13 protein-coding genes and 1 pseudogene are annotated in these 18,283 nt (G+C 41.2%); 10 read left to right on the plus strand and 4 right to left on the minus strand.

From position 1 onward, the window contains the following. The first annotated feature begins 94 nt into the window (after positions 1-94). The 5 genes from CFH81_09310 to CFH81_09330 all read left to right on the plus strand — a co-directional run bounded on the left by CFH81_09310 (position 95) and on the right by CFH81_09330 (position 7,225). Complete coding sequence (locus tag CFH81_09310) at positions 95-2,629, plus strand: hypothetical protein (GenBank protein ID DAB40378.1); 2,535 nt, start codon at positions 95-97, stop codon at positions 2,627-2,629. Between the two features lie 118 nt (positions 2,630-2,747). After that, complete coding sequence (locus CFH81_09315; protein ID DAB40379.1) at positions 2,748-4,067, plus strand: hypothetical protein; 1,320 nt, start codon at positions 2,748-2,750, stop codon at positions 4,065-4,067. A gap of 288 nt (positions 4,068-4,355) precedes the next feature. After that, on the plus strand, positions 4,356-4,898 hold the full coding sequence (locus CFH81_09320) for a nucleotide exchange factor GrpE (protein DAB40380.1): 543 nt from the start codon (positions 4,356-4,358) through the stop codon (positions 4,896-4,898). A 24-nt stretch (positions 4,899-4,922) separates the two neighbouring features. Further along, positions 4,923-6,803, plus strand: coding sequence for a molecular chaperone DnaK (locus tag CFH81_09325; protein ID DAB40381.1), 1,881 nt, complete (start codon positions 4,923-4,925; stop codon positions 6,801-6,803). Between the two features lie 122 nt (positions 6,804-6,925). After that, on the plus strand, positions 6,926-7,225 hold the full coding sequence (locus CFH81_09330) for a chorismate mutase (GenBank protein DAB40382.1): 300 nt from the start codon (positions 6,926-6,928) through the stop codon (positions 7,223-7,225). 194 nt (positions 7,226-7,419) lie between these two features. On the opposite strand, the gene CFH81_09335 is transcribed toward CFH81_09330, so the two are convergent. The 3 genes and pseudogenes from CFH81_09335 to CFH81_09345 all read right to left on the minus strand — a co-directional run bounded on the left by CFH81_09335 (position 7,420) and on the right by CFH81_09345 (position 11,853). Continuing rightward, positions 7,420-7,824, minus strand: coding sequence for a histidine kinase (locus CFH81_09335; GenBank protein ID DAB40383.1), 405 nt, complete (start codon positions 7,822-7,824; stop codon positions 7,420-7,422). Positions 7,825-7,833: 9 nt separating this feature from the next. Beyond that, a pseudogene (locus CFH81_09340) lies at positions 7,834-9,689 on the minus strand (hypothetical protein). Positions 9,690-9,912: 223 nt separating this feature from the next. Next, positions 9,913-11,853: a thioredoxin domain-containing protein gene (locus CFH81_09345; GenBank protein DAB40384.1), complete on the minus strand. Its 1,941-nt coding sequence runs from the start codon at positions 11,851-11,853 to the stop codon at positions 9,913-9,915. 112 nt (positions 11,854-11,965) lie between these two features. Here CFH81_09345 and CFH81_09350 point away from each other — a divergent pair, with 112 nt between their 5' ends. From CFH81_09350 to CFH81_09370, 5 genes are all read left to right on the plus strand, one after another. Continuing rightward, a complete protein-coding gene (locus CFH81_09350) occupies positions 11,966-13,744 on the plus strand; it encodes a thiol:disulfide interchange protein (protein DAB40385.1) in 1,779 nt (592 codons plus the stop codon). 72 nt (positions 13,745-13,816) lie between these two features. Then, positions 13,817-14,692 carry a DNA-binding protein gene (locus tag CFH81_09355; GenBank protein ID DAB40386.1) on the plus strand — a complete coding sequence of 292 codons (876 nt, stop codon included), beginning with the start codon at positions 13,817-13,819 and terminating at the stop codon, positions 14,690-14,692. 76 nt (positions 14,693-14,768) lie between these two features. Beyond that, positions 14,769-16,313 carry a hypothetical protein gene (locus tag CFH81_09360; protein ID DAB40387.1) on the plus strand — a complete coding sequence of 515 codons (1,545 nt, stop codon included), beginning with the start codon at positions 14,769-14,771 and terminating at the stop codon, positions 16,311-16,313. Beyond that, entirely contained in the window at positions 16,313-16,747 is a 435-nt protein-coding gene (locus CFH81_09365) for a TIGR00701 family protein (protein ID DAB40388.1), read from the plus strand. The genes CFH81_09360 and CFH81_09365 overlap by 1 nt, the downstream gene beginning before the upstream one ends. Positions 16,748-16,813: 66 nt before the next feature. Continuing rightward, positions 16,814-17,536, plus strand: coding sequence for a hypothetical protein (locus tag CFH81_09370; protein DAB40389.1), 723 nt, complete (start codon positions 16,814-16,816; stop codon positions 17,534-17,536). 14 nt (positions 17,537-17,550) lie between these two features. Here CFH81_09370 and truA read toward each other — a convergent pair whose 3' ends face one another. Then, entirely contained in the window at positions 17,551-18,273 is a 723-nt protein-coding gene (truA, locus tag CFH81_09375; GenBank protein DAB40390.1) for a tRNA pseudouridine(38-40) synthase TruA, read from the minus strand. Positions 18,274-18,283: the final 10 nt, after the last annotated feature.

Consider the following 18,283-nt stretch of genomic DNA (forward strand, 5'->3'; position numbering starts at 1 on the left):
TGATATTTTGCTATACTACAAATATAGTTTTGATTATATTATGATTTTATAGTAATTCAAAATCTAAAATCTATACTTAAAAAGGAAGGGAATTATGATGAAAAAAAGTTTACTATCTTCATCTGCCGTAGCTCTTATAATGGGCAGTTTGCTAGTCGGATGCGGAGGAGGAAGCAGTTCGAGCTCAAGCGGAGAGGATGATCCGCTGGTGATCGAACCGCAGCCTCCGGTGACAGAGATCAACGGCACAACACTGTTGTGTGACGGAGGGGATTCGGAAGTATCGGTAGATGCAGCCGAGTTTAATGCCAGCCAAACTGTAAGAAGAAATATCTCTTCTACTTCAAATGATCCAAGCAGCAAAAATTACCACAGAGAAAGTCCGACATCACACAATACGCCGGAGCCTTTGGATATGGTGGTGCTCTCAACGCACGCAGACGGAAACCTGACCGAAGCCGGTGAGGCAGACACAAAAGTGCATCCGATCGTCGTCAGTTATGCCCAGCAGATCGTAGGAGACTATGAAACGGGTATCGGAAGCGCAGATGTAGGCGATCCGACGCATGTAGACGGAGTTTTTGTGAGTTACTCCAGAGACAACGGCGATTCGTGGAAGAGCTATGTGATCTCCGATACGACAGAGAAGAGTTCGATGCAGGTAGACTGGAACGGTACGGAGATTGAGTATCCGGGGCATGCGCAAAAACCCACCATGGCGGTAGAGGGCAACCATATCCTTGTAGCGTGGAACGACAAATACTGTCCAAGCAACAATCCGTTTGATCTTCCTCAAGAAGGCGATGATGCAAATGCCACCTATCCGACCGACTATTTTGCCGTTAACGGGCCGCAAAAATCGATCGACTATGAAGGAGCAACGGCGTTGCCTGACGGTAAGCAGGTGTGGGAAGTACCGTTTAGCTGTGTATGGACAGCCAGAGGTATTGTGGATCCTTCAACCGGAGATATTACATGGCATACGCCTCAACAGCTCACCACAGGGACAAGAGATTCTAACCACATTTGGATCGCAAGTTCAAGCGCAGGATTTGCCATGTCGTGGCAAGAAGATACGGTGGGATTGCGTTCGGGCAACGGCGAAGGTCCCGGGGATGGCTGGAGCGGTGCGACAACCAATCACGGCTCGGATATCTGGTACACCTCTATCAAAATGGATGAGTTTGACGATATCAACGGGACTGATGAAAATGTAACCAAACCCAAATCGCTTTATAAATTCAACTATCCGGTGCGTATCACGGATAACGAAAAATGTTCCAATGACGATACGAAACCGTATTGCCAATATATATGTGACACTTACGGATTTGTGACGTTGACTACCAACAACAACCAAGAAACCGAGATTACACGTTGTAAAACGTACGATACGGATATGCTGACCGATACGCAGGTTGTTTTAGACGGTGATACGGGCGCTTCCAGATCGGCGATAGAAATTCTTGTAACGGATCAAAATGAACATGTGGTGATCCTCGGATACGAAGAGACCAAAGGATTGTCAGACAGCACGCCGGGCGAGCCTGATCAGGATCAAGGGGACAGCGAAACCAACATTTCCGTAGAAGGTAAATCGGTCTATTTTGAAAGTTTCAAATTTGACGCCCTCGATGCGTTTGACGAAACCAATCTTTCAACGATCCAAAATGTAGCGATGCCGCTGGTGAGTGCAGGAAATATTGTCAATATTAAAGTGCCTGAACAAAACAATACTAGCAACATGATCTATGAGAATGCGCGAAGATTGGTGATCGGTACACAGGTGGATGATTGTGAGGCAGACAAATATACGTTTGCGTTTATGTATAAACAGTCATTTGAAACCCAAGGAGGACCGGCAGATATGTATGTGCGTGTCAACCAAGGGTTTACTTATGATGATTTTGTGCCGCTAAACGGGCTCGTGGTGACCAATGTCAGTTCGCAAGCCTATAAAGTAGTGGAAAATATCGAAGATTACAACATTACATGGAGTGAAGCGAATCTTGATGACAATACGTACGACAATGGCGAAGAAAATGTATTTTCTCCTCGTCTTTTCCTTAGAGGAAACAATATTTATGCAGGATTTGAGTATACGCCAAATGCCACCAAAACGGCTCAAGAAAATATGCCGGCGAATTTCCATATCCACAGATATGTAGACGGAAGCGGATGGCAAGGGCCTCAAAATATCACGGAAGTGCTTACAGGATGGGAAACAACAGTGGATGCGAGATTCTTTAGTACGCCTGAAGGAATGTATGACGACACCGGACTGGAATCAGACAAGAGCAATCCGAATGTATTTTTTGTGACATGGGGCAATGTCGGCTATATCAGCAACGATAACCATGATCTAGGCAAAGCAGAAGGAGATCTTTTCTATCGACGTTCAACGGATGGCGGTGTGACATGGGAGCCTGAGCGCGTGCTTTCAAACAGAGAAAAAAGCGTCATCCAGGAAAAAGAGGTAGAGAGTTTTGCGTCACCGGATGGAAAAACGATCTACAATGTGTGGCTGCAGGATGAAGAGGAGTTTAATGCTACCGATCCGGATTCAGGTGTGGACAGCTGGTTTGGACGTGTGGATTACAATATTTCTATTGCGTCAGTGCCTGAGTAAAACATAAAACAAAGCGGGCTTTGACCCGCTTGATGATTGATCAAAAAAGCAAAAGATACCAAGTGGTGTCTTTTGCTTTTTTTGTTATGATGCTTAAAATAAAAAGGGAGAGAGGAAAATGAAAACAAAAAAATATATAAAAGCAGCAGCGGGGATGTTTGCTTTTGCAGGGTTGAATCAAGAAGCTCAGGCATTGCCGATGTTCAGTACGCAAACGGGGATGGATTGCAAATCGTGCCACTTGCAGCATATACCCAAGCTCAATGAATTTGGCAGAAAGTTTGCTGCTTCAGGTATGACGCTGAGTAAAAAAATATTAGACGAAAATATGACCGCAACCGATATCAATCCTTCGGTGATGGTCAAATCGCTTTATCAAAAAACGTGGGATAAACCGGGAGCATCGGGTGACGTGAGCACCAAAAGCCAAACAGAAGACGGAGAATTTTCTATCCCTAAAACAGCTACACTTTATTTGGGCGGCAGGGTAAGTGAAAATATAGGGGGACTCGTCAATCTTTCCTATAAAAAAGAAGAAGATGAAGCCATTTCGGCAAAAGCAGCGTATGTTCAAGAAATCGAAGACGGGTTTTGGGGGATCGTAGGGTCTTCTTTTGCCGATTTTGGTCCGTTTTCTGGCATGGAATTTTATAACACAGGACTCTATAAGCCTCTAAGAACATTTGATATGAGAACACTCTCCAATGCATTTCAGGCATCCTCAATCGGTACGGGCGAATCAACGGGGTTGCAGGCTTATTATGACAAGGGCAACCTTTTTGGCACCGGAGATCATTTTTTTGTAACCGCGGGAGCGTATGCGCCGACACAGGACAATCTTTATATGGATATCGCAGACAACATTCTTCCTTTTGCCAGAATGGCATACCTATATCCTGTGGGTAATTTTAATGTGATGATGGGCGCATTTGCGATCGCCGGGGGATCAACCGTCGCATCTACGGAGTCTCTAAGCATTGAAAGAGAGACATACGGCATTGACTTGCAGATCGAAGGAGAGATCGCAGAAAAGCTTGTTTCCTTGAATGTGGCAAAAGTATTGAAGAATGAAGTGACCTATACGGGCGTCGGCGCAGGAGCGGTTCATGAACTTGACAACTTGGACAATGAAGCATTCTCGATAGAAGGCGAAGTAAACCTTACACCTGATTTTGGCGTTAAATTGGCCTACATGAACTATAATGACCGTTATACGTATCCAGATCACGACCATGGCGGAGAGGATCATGATCATGAATCGACCAATCAGTTTGTTGATGTAAAGGATTTGGACCATGCGATCACCGTGGGGCTTGACTATTCGTTTGATTTTTATCTGCCTATGAAGGCCTCAGCAGAGTATTGTTGGGCAAAACCGAGTTTGGATAGAGTGAAAGATTATGAAACACTTCTTTTTTCTCTAAATATGCTTTTTTAAATCCAAAAAACGAGTATCAATGGGGATAATTTGTCTCCATCGATGCTTTTTCCGCAGGATTATTTCAAAAATCTCATAAATACTTTTTAGTACACAACCCCTCGCCTTCCTGTTTTGTTTTTTAGTGTAACGGTGTAAATTGTAGATCTCTAAAAGTTTAGTCTATTTAACTAAACTTAATTTATAAAAAATATGAAGCATGTACTTGACAATCATTCGCTCAATGTTGTATAATTATTTCAAGCATTCAACTGAGATGCAATATATCTATAAAAAGGAGGTGTGTTAATGAGTCAGGAGAAAGAAGATTTTCAAGACGAAAAAGCACCCCATGAGCAAAATGAAATTCAAGAAGAGATGACACAAGAAGATCTTTTAGCTCAAACCCAGGCTCTTGCGGATGAGTACAAAGACAAGTATCTTCGTGCACACGCAGATTTTGAAAATTCCAAAAAACGTTTAGAAAAAGATAAGGCGAATGCCATAGCTTATGCCAATGAAGGTTTTGCCAAAGATCTTTTGGCGGTGATTGACTCTTTTGAAAATGCGCTTGCATCTATTGAAAGCACCAATGAAGAGAATACACATGAAATACTTGAAAAAATGAAAGAGGGAGTAAAGCTCACTTACGATCAGCTCAAAAAAGTTTTAGAAAAAAATCACATCAAAGAGATTGGATGCGAAGGAGTGTTTGATCCTGAAGTCCATCAGGTGATCATGCAGGTAGAAAGCCAAGAGCACCAAACAAACGAAATCGTACAAGTCATGCAAAAAGGGTATATACTTAAAGACAGAGTACTCAGACCTGCCATGGTAAGTGCCGCAAAATAAAAAATTTCAATAAAGGATAGATACATGGGTAAAGTATTAGGAATAGATTTAGGGACAACAAACTCTGCAATGGCGGTTTATATCAATGGTGAAGCGTCGATTATTGCCAACAAAGAAGGAAAAAACACTACCCCTTCTATTGTTGCTTTTACGGATAAAGGAGAAGTGCTTGTCGGTGAAACAGCAAAAAGACAAGCGGTAACCAATCCGGAAAAAACCATTTACTCTATTAAAAGAATTATGGGGCTTATGAGTGACGAAGAAAAAGCCGCCGAAGCCAAGGAGAGACTGCCTTACCATGTCATAGACAGAAATGGCGCATGCGCGATCGAAGTGGCAGGAAAAGTTTATACGCCTCAAGAGATTTCAGCAAAAGTATTGATGAAACTTAAAGAAGATGCAGAAGCGTATCTGGGAGAAAAAATAACAGATGCCGTTATCACAGTACCTGCTTATTTTAATGATGCACAAAGAAAAGCAACCAAAGAAGCGGGAACAATTGCAGGACTCAATGTGCTAAGAATCATCAACGAGCCTACTTCGGCAGCGCTTGCATACGGATTGGACAAAAAAGAGTCTGAACAGATCGTGGTGTATGACCTTGGCGGAGGTACATTTGACGTAACAACGCTTGAAACAGGCGACAATGTTGTAGAAGTTATGGCAACAGGAGGAGATGCATTTCTTGGCGGAGATGATTTTGATAATAGAATTATCGATTTTGTCGCAAGCGAATTTAAGTCTGAGACAGGTATTGATATCAAATCAGACGTGATGGCTCTCCAAAGGGTAAAAGATGCAGCTGAAACAGCTAAAAAAGAGCTCTCTTCAGCAATGGAAACAGAGATCAACCTTCCGTTTATCACGGCAGATGCGACAGGACCTAAGCACCTGGTTAAAAAGATCACCAGAGCAAAATTTGAGTCACTTGTCTCAGATTTGGTAGCCGGTACAATCAAAACGATCGAAGCAGTTCTTAAAGATGCAGGTCTTAGCAAATCCCAGATCAATGAAGTGGTTATGGTGGGCGGATCCACAAGGGTTCCTTTGGTTCAAGAAGAGGTTAAAAAATTCTTTGGCAAAGAGCTTAACAAATCTGTAAACCCGGATGAAGTGGTTGCGCTTGGTGCGGCAATTCAGGGCGGAGTACTTGCAGGCGATGTAAAAGATGTATTGCTTCTTGATGTGACTCCGTTGAGCCTTGGTATCGAGACGTTGGGCGGAGTAACAACTAAGGTGATCGAAAAAGGTACCACGATCCCTGCGAAAAAATCACAAGTGTTCTCAACGGCAGAAGACAATCAGCCTGCTGTGAGTATTCATGTACTGCAAGGGGAACGTGAATTTGCAAAAGACAATAAATCTTTGGGTATGTTTGAATTAAGAGATATTCCTGCAGCTCCTAGGGGTGTGCCTCAGATTGAAGTAACTTTCGATATCGATGCCAACGGCATCCTGACGGTTTCGGCGCAAGATAAAGGTACAGGCAAATCTCAGGAGATTAAAATTACCGGTTCGTCAGGACTTAGCGATGCAGAGATAGAAAAAATGGTTCAAGATGCAGAAGCACACAAAGCAGAAGACGAAAAAAGAAAAGCTGTTGTGGAAATAAAAAATCAAGCAGATGCATTGATTCATCAAACCAAAAAATCAATCAGTGATTTGGGTGAAAATTTTGATGCCGGCGAAAAAGCCAACATTGAAAAAGCAATAGAAGATCTTGAGGCAATACTTAAAGATGAAAATGCAACCAAAGAGCAGATTGAAGAGAAACTAAAAGCATTGACAGAGAAAAGCCATAAATTGGCTGAAGCGATGTATGCCAAAGAGCAAGGCGGAGCTGATGCTGCAAAAGGCGGTAAAAAAGCAGAGGATGATGATGTTATTGATGCCGAAGTAGAGTAATAGACGCTGCGTTACTCCCCTTAAATCCCTCTTTAGGGGGGATTTTTATATCCTCTTCCCTCTCTATTAATTCATTTTAAGCTATAATCATTCTATTGTGACGATATACTCAAGGATAGAAAATGAAAACAAAAAAATGCGTGACGCTTCAAGAAGCGAGAGAAGAAATCGATAAGGTTGACAGTCAGATCGTGACATTGATCGCTCAAAGAAATGACTATATCAAGCAAATCGCACATTTTAAAAACAGTATTGATGAGATAAAAGCCGAAGATCGGATACAAGATGTTATTTCAAGAGTCAGGGAGCAGGCAATTTCATTGGGTCTTTCTCCTAACCTTATCAATGATCTGTATGTCAGAATGATCGATGCGATGGTTGAGAGTGAAATTGCGGAGTTTAAAAACGCAAAAAGTTATTAGAGAATATTGCCCCTGCTTTTTTGGATGCACCCAAAAAGAAACAGTATGACAAATCGGATAATGCTTACGTTTTGATTTTTATTCAAAAGTGTTTGCAAAAATCATCGGGCACAACCAGAAATCCCAAATTTACCACTTACGCAAAGAGAGGATTTCGCGACTATTTTTTAGTTGACAAATACGTAAAGACAAAACTATTCTTTTGTGTCTTCAATGTCATTCATGAGAGCCCCGATTACATCTGTCATCGTTAAGATGCCCAGCAGTTCATTGTTATCGACGACAAGCAGTCGTTTGATACTGTTTGTTACCATCATTTTGGCTGCATATTTTACATTGAGCTTCGCAGAAACCGATATGGCGGGTATGGTCGCGATATCATATACGTTTAAAAGATCGATATCACCGTCTTCTGCAACAATGCTTTGTAAAATATTTTTAAAAGTCACCAGGCCATAAGCGCCGTCTTCATGGTTTTTCTCCACGATGACAGAGCGCACTTTGTGCGTTTTCATTAGCTGAAGTGCTTGACGTACCGAAGCGGTGGGGGTAACGAGGACCAATTTCTCTTTTGGGGTCATAATGTTTTGAACTAGCATATTTTTCTCCTATAGCATATTTTTAATATCATCTTCAAATTTTTCCAATTCTTTGATGTCCAGTCCGGCAACATGGCTCAAGGGCACAGTAAAAGTGAGGCCGCTGTTTTCGGGATTGTCCAAATCAAATGTTTTTCGTAAAACCCTCATGACTTTCAGGGAAAGTTTTCGGGGCAGTATAAAAAGCAATATGGATATGTTTTCTTCAAGTGTTAAGCCAAAAAATACCTTTTTTTCCTCAAGACCGATATTCTTTCCGGCGATAATGGTGACGCTGCCTGCTCCTGCTTCTTTGGCTACCTTGATAGCCTCTTCTTCATCTTTGTCTTGAATGATAGCGATAAGTGCCGTAAACTTCATGATGCAACTCCTTTTGTTTTGGATTGTTGATAGTGGGCATAGATACCATATCCCATGACGGTCAGCATAGGAAAAAGAACTGCAAATGCAATGAGACCAAATCCGTCAATGAGCGGATTGCGTCCCTCGACATTTTCAGCCAGTCCAAGCCCCAGTGCAGCTACAAGCGGCACTGTAACTGTTGACGTTGTTACTCCGCCACTGTCGTAAGCGATAGGAATAATATAGCGAGGTGCAAAATAGGTTAGAATGATTACCACGATATATCCCATAATAATATAATAATGAATCGGATCACCTTGAACAATGCGAAAAGCGCCCAGAGTAACTCCCATGGATGCACCCAACGCAACAATAAGGCGCAACGGCTTTTGTTTCATGTTGCCTTGGCTCACCTCTTCTGCCTTGAGAGCAATAGCCAAAAGAGCCGGTTCCGCCATGGTTGTAGAGAAACTGACCAAAAACGCAAAAAGATAAACCAAGCCGATATAATCCATGGAAGTCAATTGGAATGCAATGGCTGACCCAATAGGGAACAGCGCCATTTCGAGCCCTACAATAAAAGCATAGAGCCCAAAAATTACCAAGATAATTCCTGTTGCGATTTTTCGTAAATAAGGAATGGCTTTTTTGATGATAAGGTATTGAAAGAAAAAAATGACCGCCAAAATGGGTGCAACATCTTTTGTAACCCCTCCAATTCCCATTAGAATTTCACGTAATGAAAAGGCATAGGCATTTACACTCGCTTGTGTCTGATTTGCTACCGCCTCAACTCCCGCCGAGGATACTTCTGCGAAACTGTATACGATAATACCATAAATTTGGACAAAAATCATCGGAGTGAGTGAGGCGAAGGCAATGAGTCCAAAACCATCTATGGCCGGGTTGCGGCCTTTGATACTTGAAGCCAGCCCGATACCCAGGGCGGCCACCAGCGGCACCGTCACGGTCGATGTCGTTATCCCTCCGCTGTCATAAGCTAAACCAATGATCTCTGCAGGAGCAAAAAAAGTGATCGTTATCGCAAAAATATACCCGGCTATAATATAGTAATGAATCGGATGTCCTAATAAAATACGCAATACCCCAAGCATAATGGCGAATCCTACCGAAAGTGCCACAGTCATACGAAGCCAAAAGGCATCAATAAGCCCTCCGCTAATGAGAGTCGCCTTATTGGCTATCGCCATTAAAGCCGGTTCCGCAACAGTCGTAGAAAATCCTACCGTGAAAGCAAAAAGAAGTAGCCAAAAGAGTGATCCTTTTTTTGCAAAATCGACTGCAAGACTTTCTCCGATAGGAAAGATGCCAAGTTCCAATCCTCTGACAAAAAGAGCTAATCCTACGGCAACTATAAATAAACCTATTATGATGGAGTCAAGGTTCTTGGGAATAACCTGGATGATCCCTGCTTGGAAAAACGTCACAACTGCAATGATGGGCAAAAGATCTTTAAATGAATTTCTGATATCGGAATAAAATATTTTAATGCTTTCTCTCATGTCAAATATTATATCTATTGGCAAATTCTTTTGTGTTTAAAAGGTTTTATTCTTATACAATCTTGTAGTAAAATACATAGTAAATCATTTTAATAAGAAATCCAAAGGCGAGATGTGCTGTTGGTATTTGAATGATTTGGAATTTGATACAAAAGCCCTTGTTGCTATGGCGGGAAAAAAAGAGTTTGAAGCCTTATTTTTCTTCTTGCTCCCGCAAATAAAATTAGTTCCCCATTCTGGTTTGTACGCAGCTGATGATGCCGCTAAATTCTTTTTCATGTCCAAAGCAACTGCTGCTATTGCAAATCATAAAATCATCATTTAAACTATTTTTAAACAGCGTAAAAGGGTAGGGAACGGTGTCCATTTTTTCAATATGCGGTTTGAGCGTTTCTTCTTTGGCTTTAATGACAAGGTCGTCCTTGAGGTAGCGTATCACCGTATGGCTTAGTTTCGGCGTTGAGATAGGTTGACGCATGACATCATAAGAGTTAAGTTCCAAAGTTTTAAAAACAAACTTTTTGTAAACGGTGTCAACCAGTGAAGAGAGACTAAGAAGTACGCAAAGCATTGTTGAAACTGATGAAGGATAGGAACTGTCATAAAGATCTGCATCGGTTTCAAATTCGCCGCGGGAAAATTTCCATTTTCCGTGTACATAATATTTTTCTATCGCACTGTTTGCCAGCTTGGCGGCAGTGATGAGGTATCTTTCGTCCAGAGTGCTTTTGTAAGCTTCTATCAGCGCTTCGCTCAAAAAGGCATAGTCTTCCAAAAAGGCATGTATTTTTGGTTTTTTATCTATAAGTGCAGAATGAAAGAGCTGGGAATGGATATACATAGTTTCAAGCAGTCTGTCTAGGGAGCCAGTAGCTGCTTCAAGATAGTGTTCGTTGATACGCGCGGCTTTAAAAAGTGCTTTGATCATCATGGCATTCCAAGAAACAATGATTTTTTTGTCTATGAAAGGATAGGTGCGCTTTTCTCTGCATTTTTTTAAAGCCCCAATCGCCTCATTATAGAAAGGGGTATCTAAATGTTGAGGATCTTCGATCCGGATGATATTTTTGCCTTCAAAATTGCCTGCTTTTGTGATATGCAAGGCAGCCGCAAGCGCGGCATGCTCTTTGCTTGGGATGTTTGCTTTTTTAAAAGATTTGAGTGCTTCTTCGTAGGTATAAACAAAATAGTTTCCCTCTTTCCCTTCTGTATCTGCATCGCTTGCGGAATAAAAAAGTCCATTTTGGTTCATTTTTTTAAGCATAAAATCTAATGTTTCAAAAGCGATTGTTTTGTAAACAGTATTTTGAGTGATACAGTAGGCCTTCAGGTATACTTCGGCAAGCAAAGCATTGTCATAAGTCATTTTTTCAAAGTGGGGAACCAGCCATTGATTGTCTGTAGAGTAGCGGCAAAAACCACCTTCCACCCTATCGTACAAGCCTCCTTTTGCCATTGATAGAAGCGATACCGTTCCCATTGAGAGTGCTTCTTTGTCTTTAGTGAGACTATAAAGATCAAAAAGCAGGTCAAGGATTGAAGCTTGCGGAAATTTGGGCGCCTGGTTGAATCCTCCGTTTTGATAGTCAAAAAGTTGTTTAGCTTGGCTTAAAAAACGATTTATGATACTTTCATCAAGTGTTGTGGCTTGAATTTTGTCTATTTTTGGATTAAGAAAAGTCAAAATCTCTTCCGCTTTTTGGGTAAGGAGTTCTTTTTCGCTATGGTATTTTTGCACAATCGCCTCCAAAAGCGACTCGAAACTCATCATGCCGTAGCGTGGTTCGGGAGGGATGTAGGTTGCCGCATAAAAAGGCTTTAGCTCTTCGGTAAGAAAAATGGATGTAGGCCAGCCTCCCGGACGGGAATTTATAAGCTGATAAACTCCCTGAAAGTGTTTGTCAATATCAGGACGTTCTTCCCTGTCTACTTTGATGGAAATAAAATATTCATTAAGAATTTTTGCGGTTTGTTTATTTTCAAATGATTCGCGCTCCATCACATGACACCAGTGACACGAACTGTAGCCGATTGAAAGAAAAATAGGCTTATGTTCTTTTTTGGCTTTTTTAAATGCTTCTTCGCCCCATGGATACCAATTCACCGGGTTTTGAGCATGTTGCTGGAGGTAAGGAGAGTGTTCATTTTTAAGATGATTTGCCATAAGTAACCTTTTTTATAATTCAATTTGTACTATAATCTTATAGAGTAGTATGCGGCTTATATGCGATTATAATACTATAATTGAATAAAAAATAAAGAAAAAAAGAGAAAAGATGGGCAGTACGATAAAAAAAATGTTGTGGATGAGTGTTGTTTTGAGTACCTTTGTATTGGGAGGGTTTGGCGGCGCAATTCAAAAACAGGAATTTTTAAAACCTGAAGATGCTTTCAAGGTTAGCGCAGCCAAGCAAAACGATAAGATTGAAATAGACATTGCAATCGCCCAAAGTATTCATGTTTACAAAGAATCGTTGGAATTTATGATTGTATCTCCTATTGAAAAAAAGGTGGAAGCAGCCAAACCTCAAGCGATTGATTTTGAGGGAGAGGAAGTGTATGAAAAAACTATACATGTTTCTATCCCGGCAGAGCAAATCGAATCTCAAATCAAAGGAAATTATACGCTTGCAGTAAAATTTGAAGGATGTTCTGACCAAGGTATTTGTTATCAGCCCATAACGGAAACATTTGACTTTAAAGGAGAAGAGCTAAGCGTTTTTGATAAGATCTCCTCTTTGACAAAAGAAAGAAATACCGCAAAAATTGCTGACGTATTAGGGGGTGAAAGTTCATGGTTTGTGATTGTGCTGTTTTTTATTTTCGGTCTGCTTTTGGCCCTTACGCCTTGTGTCTTCCCGATGATTCCAATTCTTTCTTCCATCATTGTTTCGCAGTCGGGTGATGAAAAGCCCAGTGTAGTCAAAGCATTTTTTATCTCGTTGGTGTATGTTGTTTCTATGGCGTTAACCTATACCTTTGTGGGGGTAGTTGCAGGTCTCCTGGGGGCAGACATTCAAGCAGCAATGCAAAATCCTTGGGTTTTGACGCTGTTTGCCGGGCTTTTTGTTGCTTTGGCTCTTTCGCTTTTTGGTTATTATGAGATAGGTCTTCCCGCTTCTTGGCAGTCTAAAATCTCTAAAGCCAGTGATGATGCAGCCAAAAGCCAAGGACTTTTGGGCACAGCCGTCATGGGATTGCTTTCCGCGCTTATCGTAGGCCCCTGTGTTGCACCTCCGCTTGGCGGAGCCGTGTTGTTTATTTCCCATACGGGAGATGCATGGCTTGGAGGATGGGCGCTTTTTGTGATGAGTATGGGTATGGGGATGCCGCTGCTTCTGGTAGGGATAGGTGCAGGCAAGTTTATGCCGCGTCCGGGAGGATGGATGATGCGCGTTTCACAAGTCTTCGGTGTGATGATGTTGGGGCTTGCCATTTTTATGTTAAGCCGTATTTTGCCCGACAGCGTTACGGTAGTGCTTTGGGCGCTGCTTTTTTTGGGGTCTGCACTCTACATGGGGGTCTTTGAGAGCAAAGAAGACGAGGGGGCGCTGAAACTTTTCAGACTTCTCGCTTTGGTCTTTTTGCTCTATGGAGCATCGTTGTTTGTAGGTGCGCTTAGCGGTGCAACCTCGATGCTTGATCCGTTTGAAAAATTTACTTCCGGTACGAAAGTGACAGGTGCTGCTCAAGAAACGGACAAGAGTACCCATTTGGGTTATTCCGTGGAGAGATTGATGCAGGAGGTTCAAGCTTCTGAAAAACCGGTGGTTGTGGATTTTGGAAAAGCTTCATGTTCTGCGTGCGATGAGCTTGAGCTTATCACTTTCCCAAATCCAATCGTGCAAGAACAGCTTAAAAAGTTTACGTTTATTAAAATAGATTTGACCAAAAACACCGAAGAAGACAAAGCGCTGCTGAAAAAATTTGAACTTTTTGGGACTCCCAACATCATTTTCTTTGACAAAGACAACAATTTTCTGCCGGAGAAAAGTTTGACGGGATTTATAAAACCTGAAGATTTTGCAAAACATTTGGAAGCGATAGCGCAATAACGTAAAATTGGATATAATCATTCATAGATTGTGTGTGCTTCGCAATACTTCAATACGACGGAAAAACCTATCATGCCAAACAAACTTCAAAATACACATATTAAAATTGGTGAAGTCAATACTCTCAAAGTAGAGCGGGATACTGACTTTGGTCTTTATCTTGTTGCTCAGGATTTTCACGAGGTGCTGCTGCCCAATATTTATGTGATGGAAGACGAGATGCCCTTGGGCGCACTGATAGATGTATTTGTCTACACGGATTCTGAAGATCGTCCTGTGGCAACAACTAAAATGCCTTATGCAAAACGGGGTGAGTATGGGTATTTTACAGTGGTGGATTACAAATCATATGGAGCATTTGTCAATTGGGGTTTGCCAAAAGATCTCTTTGTCCCTCTTTCTCAGCAAAAAGAGTATTTTAATATCGGAAAAAAATATATCCTGCGTATTTGTCTGGATGAACAAACAGGGCGGCTTTATGGTACGCAGAAAATAGGCAAATATTTTAACCGCGATATGAAGGGGCTGCATCCAAACAAAGAGATGGAGATAGTTGTGATTGCTAAAACCCCTTTGGGATATAAAGTCGTTGCAGACAACCAGTATGAAGGAATGCTGTTTGATAATGAGATTTTTGAAGAGGTGAAAACAGGAGATCGCAAAAAAGCCTATATCAAAACGGTAAGGAAAGATTATAAACTAGATCTTTTATTGCAGCCTATGGGCAAAAAAGCTAAAGTGGAGGAGGCGCAGCATAAAGTGCTGCGATTGCTTAAGGAGCAGGGCGGCCGGCTGCCTTTTACTTATAAAAGCGATGCAGAGGAGATTCAAAAAGTATTTGGATTGAGTAAAAAAAACTTTAAACGCACGCTTACGACACTTATTGAAAATAAACAAATTATACTTCATGAAGATTGCATAACATTTGATAGTGCATCTTTTGTCTGACAATTTGACAATTTTTTCTTTTCTTCCTTATTTTCTTTGATAAAATATTTAATCAATACAAAATAGGGGATTGCTTTTGCGATATTTTTATTTTTTTTTATTGCCATTGCTGCTGTATGCTAAGCCTTTTAAGATAGCAACCTATAATGTGGAAAACCTTTTTGATGCGTCTTTTCAGGGAAGCGAATACGAACAATATGTTCCCGGCAAACATAATTGGAATGAGCAGATGGTGGATACCAAGCTCAATCATACCGCAGAAGTTATCTGTGATTTGGATGCCGATATCCTGGGACTCCAAGAGATAGAAAACAGTAATATACTTAAACAGCTTCAAAAACGCCTTGAAGAGGTTGGGTGCGGCTATCAATATAGTGCCATTACGACAAAAACAAATACGTCGATCCAAGTCGCGTTGCTTTCGCGGTATCCTATACGGGCACATAAAGAACTGGTGGTAAGCCATGAGCCGAATATACGCAATCTATTGGAAGCGGACGTGGAAGTGCAAGAGCATTTTGTGAAACTTTTTGTCAATCATTGGAAATCAAAAAGCCGAGGCGGAAAAGAGAGCAAGCGTATCATCTATGCGAAAAAGTTAGAAAAGTATATTCTGTCTTTGCCTCCCGGTACAGATTATATTGTTATGGGGGACCTTAATAGTGATTATGATGCGTACTTGACATTAAATCACAGGCTTGATGATACAAACGGGCAGACCGGCATCAATCATGTGCTGCGTACTGTCTGCGATGAGAAATTGCTGCAAAAAGATGAAATGTCAAAAGCGCAAAAAGGAAGTCATTATAATTTATGGCAGGAGCTTCCTTTCGTGCAAAGATGGAGCCATAAATTTTATGGCAATAAAAGTACTTTGGATCACATAGTACTTCCTGCGGGTATGTTTGACAAAAAAGGCATTGACTATGTCAATCACTCTTTTAAAGTATTTAAGGCCCCTTATCTCTTTACAAAGCAAGGATACATCAACCGCTGGCAATATGACCACGGCAAGCACAAGGGTAAAGGCTATTCTGATCATTTGCCTGTCTATGCCTTTTTTGACACAAGTCCTTATGCGGCAGATAAAAATTCTCAAAAGAATAAAACAATTGTCTCCAAACCGATAGAGTTTCTTTATAGTGTTGAATCCTTGAAAGAGGAAGTCTTGCTAGAAGATGTAGTGGTATTAATGAAGAGAGGGAACCATGCCCTGATCAAGCAAACTCCAAACGGGCGCGGCATCTATCTTTACGGTTGCGCAAAAGGACTTACGGAGGGTCGCCGATATGATATTGTGGCTCAAAATATCGCTATGTATCATGGACTAAAAGAGATTACACATGCCTACAGGGTCAAAGAAAAAACCAAAACCAAAACCGCTTCTTATTTTAATCAAAATACAAAAGTACAAAATGAAGCGCTCAAAGAAATTATTGGGATCTACAAAGGCAAAAACTTTTATTTTAACGGGCAAACGCTGCCTATTCACTTTAAAAATAAAAAAGATATTCCGCGCCAAGGAAGCAAACTAAAGTTACACTATGCGCATTTAGGATATTATAAACAATTACAAGTGGTTGTATACAATAAAAAAGATTTTAGCATAGTGAGGGAATAATGGAATTTTATACATGGATATTGGCATTTCATGTGATGAGTTTTGTGAGTTGGATGGCAATGTTGTTTTATCTCCCAAGGCTGTTTATCTATCACCGCGAAAATGCAGACAATAAATCCTTTACAGAGATTGTAGAAATACAAGAGTATAAACTTTTTAACTATATAGGCGTTCCTGCGATGTGGGCAACTCTGTTTTCAGGTTTGGCCATGATTTATTTAAATGCCGGTATTTTTTCAAGCGGCGGATGGATGCATGCGAAGTTGGTTTTGGCGGCATTCTTGATCGCTTATCATTTTTCGTTGGGAAATATTCGCAAAATCATGCTGGAAAATCCTCACTACAAAACAAGCAAATACTTAAGAGTCTACAATGAAGTTCCCACATTGCTGATGATTTTTATCGTGATTATGGTGGTTGTAAAGCCGTTTTAAAATATCATAAAATAAAATTATTTTATGATATAATATTTTATATAAAAGTTCTAAAAGGAGCAATATATGGAACTTCCGACTATTACATTGCCTGCTATACATCTCCCTTTTGATATTCCCTTGTTGCTGCATCCGCCGGTAGATCATTTTGCTATCGCATTGCCCGGTGTTATTCTCTTGCTGGAGCTTTCAAATCTGGTACTTAAAAGAAGAGCCGTCAGTATAACTTCGTTCTTGTTTATAACTTTGATGGCCATAATGACCGGTGCGGCCTATTTCACCGGAGTGACCGATGGAAAAGAAGCTTTTGAGCTATTAAGTGATGAGGGGCAGGAAGCACTCAGGGGACACAAAAACTTGGGCACCTATCTAATGTTGGCATCCTGGATTGTATGGTTGGCAAAATTGTTCTCCATGATGCTAAGCAGGAGAGGAATACAGATAGCCTACATGGTTCTTCTTCTTTTGTTTGTTGCTCTTATTCTCAAGCAAGGCAAAGACGGAGGTGAGCTGGTGTATGTTCACGGAGCGAATGTAGCCAAGGTTCAAGAGCTTGATGATGAAATGTTTGATATAAGCGAAGAGCTTGATGATCTGAAAGCAGAGATGAAGAAGCTAAAGGAAATACAGCCGCCGGTCATTGAACCTGAGTTGGAGACTGAAGTTCCGGCTGCTTCGGCGCCTGACGCCAACCATACTGTTGAAGCAGAAGACAAAACAAAAGAAGTGCAGCAGAGCGAAGTTGATGCTCCGAGTGCGGAGACGTTGCCTCAAACAACAACGGATTGAACGTATTTGAAGTTTCAATAAGTGATACGGGCAAGATAAAGCCCTGAAGGCGACGCAAGTTTTGTAGTGTGTCGTATTTTACATGCAAGTTGCTGCTCTAAGGCTTCTATGGACATTGTGCCGCAAGCACAAGCCATTGCCGCCTCAATCATCATTCTTACCTGTGAGCGCAAAAATCCATTGGCCTGAAAATAGATAAAATGATAGCGGCCATGTTGTTTGTAAGCTGCATGGTAAATTTTCCTAACTGTGGTATGGGTGATTGTTCCTGTTTTATGAAAATAGTCAAAATCATGTTCGCCTTCAAAACATGCGAGCGCTTGGCACAGCAGCGTTTTATCAAAAATGCCATAACAAGAGATATAGTTTTCTTCAAAGACAGAAAGTTCATCTGTTTTAAAAACATAACGATAAAGACGTTTTTTGGCACTGAAACGCGCATGAAATGCTTGAGATGTTTTGGTAATATGTTTAAAACGGATACCGCGCAGTTTTTTATTGAGTATGGACTTTAGTTTGTCTAAATCGTACCAGAATTCAGGCAGGTCAAAGTGTATAATTTGACCTGCAGCATGAACACCTGCATCCGTTCGTCCGCTTGCAACGATACGAGAGTCTATGCGTAAAGAATGCAGCGCTTTTTCTATCGCCGAAGCAATAGTCTGAGAGGTGCTGTTTTGTTTTTGAAAGCCATGGTAAGCGCTTCCGTCGTAGGCAATGACGGCTTTTACTCTCATAGGATTTCCT

It is taken from the genome of Sulfurovum sp. UBA12169 (assembly GCA_002742845.1).
Lineage (GTDB): Bacteria > Campylobacterota > Campylobacteria > Campylobacterales > Sulfurovaceae > Sulfurovum.